This is a genomic window from Cyanobium sp. NIVA-CYA 375, assembly GCF_056108345.1.
The window spans coordinates 1-1,864 of the sequence record NZ_JBSYHW010000178.1 but is presented as its reverse complement, the minus strand read 5'-3'; the positions used below and the strand labels follow the sequence as shown (position 1 = coordinate 1,864).

The window sequence follows — 1,864 nt, the reverse complement described above, 5'->3', positions numbered from 1 at the left end:
CCGCTCATGGCGCTACCCTTAATCAAGGCCGCCTGAATGGCAGCCAAGGAGTGACAACTTTCCTGAAAGTCACCGCCGGCTCCAACTGAGTGAGGCCCTGTCAGTGCTGCTTGAGGAGCTAAGACCGCCAAAGACCTGAGCGGGTCTGGCTGCAGTTATGGCGGCTCCTGCTTCCCCAAAGATGTGCAGGCCCTGGTGCACTGCCCAGCAGGCTGGGTATGTGCCCGAGTTCCTCCAGGCCGTGGAAGCGGTGAACCAGTTCCAGAAACAGCGCCTGCATGGCCTGATCAGCCAGCAGAGGGCTGACCGGTGTCAGTGGGTGGGGTTTGAAAACCGATCACTGGTTCTACGGGCTGTTTCAGAGCGCGCCCGATCTGATCGCCTTGCTCTTGCCGCATGGTGCCGCTGAGCCTCCCTCCCTGGGGCCGGATGCGCCTGGCGATGCGCTCTACCGTTTTGAGGCGCCGGAGCTGAAAGCTGCCAACCATCGTCTCGATGGGGCGTTCTGGCCCCGCTCTGGGGATACGGGTACGCCGGAGCAGCCGGTGGTGCTGCTGGAGGTGCAGATGCACGCCAAGCCGGGGTTCAAGCACCGGCTGGGGGCCCAGAGCTTTCGCTTTCTGCAGCTCAACCCCCAGGTGCAGCATCTGGCCGTGGTCGTGGTGGTGCCGCACCGGCGCCTCAAGCTTGGCCCCGCCCTTTTGCCGCAGCAGTTGCAGGTGTTTGTGGATGGGGTGATCTGGCTCAGCCTGGAGGAGCTGGGCCAGCAGCCTGATCTCGATCCACTGCTCACCCTGCTAACGCTGCCGGTGCGACCAGAGGCCGAACTGCCGGCCAGCTCGCAACAGATCCTCGAGCGCCGGCCGGATCTGCTTTCCACCGTTCTCACTATGCTGTTTGAGCGGTTTCCCACACTTAGCCCCGAGGAAATCATGGTGTTCGCCGGCATTCCTACCGACCAACTACTCCACACCCGCGCCGCCCAGGACCTTCTGGATCGGGGTCGGCAGGAAGGTGAAGCCCAAGGCGAGGCCCGCGGCCGTGCGGCTGAGGCTGCTGCCGTCACCTTGCGCCAGCTCAACCGCCGCTGCGGCCCCTTGAGCGACGCCACCACCGCTGAAATCCAAGCCCTGCCGTTGGAGCGGCTGGAGGCCTTGGCCGAGGCGTTGCTCGATTTCGGCGGACCAGCCGACCTGGCGGTCTGGTTGGCAGAGCACGCCGGCTGAGGCCCGAGCGCTGACAGGGCTGCAGGCCGTGAGGCGCCTTCTGGTACGGCAAGTTTTTGGCGTCTCTTGCACCGGCCCACTCGGCAGGCATCAGCCCCCTGCTTGATTCGAGCGGAGCCCTGCCGAACTCATCTCGTTCATGAACGAGCTGGCCCGACTGCGGCTACGGCGGCTCCTGCTTCCCCAAAGACGTGCAAGCCCTGGTGCGCACCGCCCAGCAGGCCAGCTATGTACCCGAGCTGCTGCAAGCCGTGGAAGCGGTGAACCAGTTCCAGAAGCAACGCCTGCACCGCCTGATCAGCCAGCACTTCGGCGGGGCCAAGGGCCTGGCTGGGAGGCGCTTTGCGGTGTGGGGCCTGGCCTTCAAGCCCAACACCGACGACATGCGCGAGGCGCCGTCGCGCGAGCTGCTGGAGGCTCTCTGGGCTGATGGCGCCTCGGTGGCGGCCTACGACCCCAAGGCCGCTGAGGAAGCCCAGCGGCTGTACCCCGAGGCTTTGGCTGATGGGCGGCTGGTGCTTGCCAGCACCAAAGAAGAGGCCGTCGAGGGCGCCGATGCCTTGGTGATCTGCACGGAGTGGAAGCGGTTCATGGCCCCCAACTTCGATCAGCTGGCCACCGCCCTGCGTCAGAAGCTG

At 65.5% G+C, this 1,864-nt stretch carries 2 protein-coding genes and 1 pseudogene; all 3 read left to right on the top strand.

Annotated features, from left to right (window positions below; all coding sequences use genetic code 11):
• Positions 1–326 precede the first annotated feature (326 nt).
• On the top strand, positions 327–1,226 hold the full coding sequence (locus tag AC01FP_RS17310; protein ID WP_474481949.1) for a DUF2887 domain-containing protein: 900 nt from the start codon (positions 327–329) through the stop codon (positions 1,224–1,226).
• Positions 1,227–1,390: 164 nt separating this feature from the next.
• Positions 1,391–1,483, top strand: a pseudogene (locus AC01FP_RS17305) (hypothetical protein); the annotation flags it as partial.
• Positions 1,478–1,864 (top strand): UDP binding domain-containing protein (locus AC01FP_RS17300; protein ID WP_474481951.1); only part of this gene is annotated, 387 nt, incomplete at its 3' end. The pseudogene AC01FP_RS17305 and the gene AC01FP_RS17300, both read left to right, overlap by 6 nt.